Below are 3,509 nucleotides of genomic sequence, written 5' to 3'. Positions count from 1 at the left end.
CCGCATGCTTTGAGGTGGATGAAGGCCAGCATGTTTGTGATGACTTTGATGATCGACGCAGACCCAAGAGGCCCCATATGAAATACCTGATTGCCCATGGCCTGAAGCGCGGGCAGGTGCGTATCGAACATGTCCTTGTCGCCCCCCGCCAGCATCGTGATGTTGCCTTGCGCGGCAAGATGGACACCGCCTGTTACGGGCAGTTCCATCATGCGGACATCATGGGTTGCAGCTATCTTGGCGAAGGCCAGCACCTCTTCGCGGCCCAAGGTGGACATCTCGATCCAGTGGGCACCATTGCGCATCGCCGGAAGCATCTGCGCTGACACCGCTGCAGACACAACAGGCGACGGCAGGCAGGTGATGACGTGATCGACACTGGCGGCAAGTTCGGCCGGGCTATCCGCCCAGTTTGCGCCCAGCGCGATGGCCTTTTCTGCCGGTGCGCGGTTAATGTCGGTGACAGTCACCTGCATGCCCGCGCGTAACAGGCAAGCTGCGCAGTTCGCGCCAAGATTGCCTTGGCCGATATATCCGTAATGCATGGGGTGCCCCTTATTTGAAGTAGATGTTGTAGTCAGCGCGGATCGCCGCGTCGAGTTCAGGATCAAACTTGATCCGTGCTTTGTCGAGGATTTCGTTCTTTCGTGCGATGGCTTTGTCCAGCAGCATCGGACGACCGGCTTCGTTCCATTCTTTCGGGCTCATACGGTTTCCCAATGTGGGGTAGATATATTCCGTCTGCATTAGCCTGAGTGTCTGGTCCGATCCCAGATAGTGGCCGGGGCCGCCAAGACAGACGGACTTCATCGCTTCGATGGATGTACTGTCTTCGGTCACGTCGATACCACGGACAGTGCGCAAGACCTGACCGATCACGTCATCCCCCAGAACCAGCGATTCAAGACAGAACCCCAACAGCGATGCGTGCATCCCGGCTGCCTCATAGACCATGTTCAGGCCCGACAGTCCGGCAAGCACGTTGGTGATCCCGGTCTCCCAACCGGCCTGCATATCGGGGAGCTTGGAATCCGAGATCCCTCCGGCAGCACCGCCGGGAATATCGTAGAACCGATGCATCTGTGCGCATCCCGCCGACAGCAGGGCCTGTTCAGCCGACCCGCCCGACATGGCGCCCGTGCGCAAGTCCGAAACGAACGGCCATGTCCCAAAGACGGCAGGATGACCGGGTGCCATTGCGTTGACATAGACCACACCCGCAAGGCACTCCGCGACGGCCTGTACGATGGCAAGGGCAATGGGCGCAGGGGCCGTTGCCCCCGCCTGACCGGCAGAAAGAAGCAGCACAGGCATACCCGCGCGAATACAAGCCTCCATCGAGCGGCAGCTTTCTTCCGCAAACTTCATCGGCGGGACGACGAAACAGTTCGAGTTGGAGACGAATGGCCGGGCGCGCCAAGCCTCTTCACTGCCTGCAAGTCGGTGAAGGAGCTCGAAACACGGCGCGACATGGCTGGGGTCATCAAATGACGTGCCAACATGCTTAGTTGTGCCAGAACAACAGGCGTAGATCGTATTCAGGTCCATTTCGAGGTTATCGGAAATGTCCCGCGCAACCATGGCACGCTGGAAGAAATGCACGTTATCAAGTTCATGCGTGATCTTCGCCGCATCGTGCAGGTCTTGCGCCGTGCTTTCACGATAGGTGTTTGTTTCCAGATCAACGACATGCACCGCAGCGCCTGCCGTGCCAAAGTGGACATTCGATCCTGTCAGATGCAGATCATATCTGGGCTCTCTGCCAAACAGGGTGATGTTCCGCGCAGCCTTGGAGAGCATTTCCTCGACAAGCGTCTTGGGAAACCGGATGCGCCCGTCATCACCCAAGATCGCGCCTGCCTTGGTCAGGATCTCAACGCCCGAGGGTGGTGCCTGCGACAGGCCAATCTGTTCAAGCGCATCAAGGGCTGCGTGATGGATACGCACGACGTCGGCGTCACTGAGCGGTTTGTACTGGCCACCGGGCAAACCGGCCCGAACCGGTCGCTTATCCTCGGCGAGTGGCGAACTGCGTAATGCGACACGGGCGGCGCGCCCACCGCTGCGCCCTACTCTTCTCAGTGTATCTGTCATCAGCCTGCCTTTCCGCTTTGAATGGAGTATTCAACCAGTCACGAAAAGGTTCAATCTGGAGATCCGGTCATTATTGATCGGTCTTTCCGATTAGGTTAGTGTCATCGCCATGCAGATAGAATTAATCGACACGTTCCTGGACCTCTGCGAGACCAAGAGCTTCAATCAGACAGCCGAGCGGCTGAGCGTCACACAATCCACGGTTTCGGGGCGGATCAAATCGTTGGAGAGGGTCGTCGGTGTGAGGCTTTTTCGACGGTCACGTTCCGGCACAGCTTTGACAATTCAGGGTCTGCGTTTCGAGCCACATGCCAGAAGCATCAGACACGACTGGGTGACTGCACTCAACGCGACGCGCGATACAGCGATTGCAGGTGTGACCATACGCATGGGCTTGCAACATGACTTGCTAGGGATCGAAATCAAACAGTTGATTGGACGCATGCGTGATGTCCTGCCCGATACCGCCTTTTTGCTGGAGGCAGACTATTCCAGCCAGATATGTGCTGATTTGATTTCTGGCAAGCAAGATATAGCAGTTTTATATTCTCCCATAATTCAGCCAGACCTTTATTTTGAAACTTTGGGAGAGGTGCGTTACGTGATGGTCTCGACCCAAGGCAACGCCTTGGCCGAGATCAGCAAGCAAACTTACATCCTTGCGAACTATTCGGCCAGTTTCGCCCATGCGCACGCGGCTTTGCTACCGGACTTCACGCATGTGTCCCTGTCCATTGGTCAGAATGCGGCAATGGTTGATCTGCTGACGTCACTTTCAGGGGCGGCCTATGTGCTTGAACACTCTGCCAAGGCGTTGGTCGCCTCTGGTGCCTGCCATTTGGTGCAAGATGCGCCACCGATCTTACAGTCGGTTTTCGTCGGGTTAAATGTGCGCAACCGGCACAGGACGGCCTATCGCAAGCTGACAAAGGCATTGCACGAACAATATGCCGCAACAACCTCTGCCAGATCGCGTGATCGGTAGCGGCGCGCCTGCGCTGACGCCCTCATTACAGAAGAGGTCGGAAAAGCAAATGCAAAACGCCTGTATGCGCGTCATGGTAAACCGGAAATGCCGCTTTTCCATTACTCCAAGCGGCTTCTTCACAGAAACAGTGCGGGTTGGCAGCAATGAAAAAGTTTGGCCTTGATGCGACGGATATTCGTATTCTCAGCGCCGTGCAACAGCATGGGCAACTCAGCAAGATGAAACTGGCCGAGCTTGTCAATCTTTCGCCCACGCCGTGTTGGGCCCGTTTGGACCGCCTGAAAGCGGCGGGCTATATCCGCGGCTTTCACGCTGAACTGGCGCTTGAGCGTATCATGGATTTCGCGCAAGTCGTGGTGACCGTGTCGCTGACCAATCATCGCAAATCGGACTTCGACCGCTTTGAGGCCTATATCCGCAGCCGCGA

At 56.7% G+C, this 3,509-nt stretch carries 4 protein-coding genes; 2 read left to right on the top strand and 2 right to left on the bottom strand.

The annotated features are described in order from the left end of the window. Positions 1–545 (bottom strand): NAD(P)-dependent oxidoreductase (locus R6T97_RS03865; protein ID WP_410347984.1); only part of this gene is annotated, 545 nt, incomplete at its 3' end. Between the two features lie 10 nt (positions 546–555). Next, the gene (locus R6T97_RS03860; RefSeq protein ID WP_410347983.1) at positions 556–2,094 is read right to left on the bottom strand and encodes a trimethylamine methyltransferase family protein; all 1,539 of its coding nucleotides are present in this window, start codon (positions 2,092–2,094) and stop codon (positions 556–558) included. Between the two features lie 109 nt (positions 2,095–2,203). Between R6T97_RS03860 and R6T97_RS03855 the strand changes: the two genes are divergently transcribed. Both R6T97_RS03855 and R6T97_RS03850 read left to right on the top strand, forming a co-directional pair. Next, positions 2,204–3,079: a LysR family transcriptional regulator gene (locus tag R6T97_RS03855; RefSeq protein ID WP_410347982.1), complete on the top strand. Its 876-nt coding sequence runs from the start codon at positions 2,204–2,206 to the stop codon at positions 3,077–3,079. 146 nt (positions 3,080–3,225) lie between these two features. Next, positions 3,226–3,509 (top strand): Lrp/AsnC family transcriptional regulator (locus tag R6T97_RS03850; protein WP_410347981.1); only part of this gene is annotated, 284 nt, incomplete at its 3' end.

Origin of the sequence: Yoonia sp., assembly GCF_046498525.1 — a bacterium.
GTDB lineage: Bacteria > Pseudomonadota > Alphaproteobacteria > Rhodobacterales > Rhodobacteraceae > Yoonia.
Note: the sequence above shows the minus strand (reverse complement) of the source record. Positions and strands in the feature narration are given on the sequence as shown.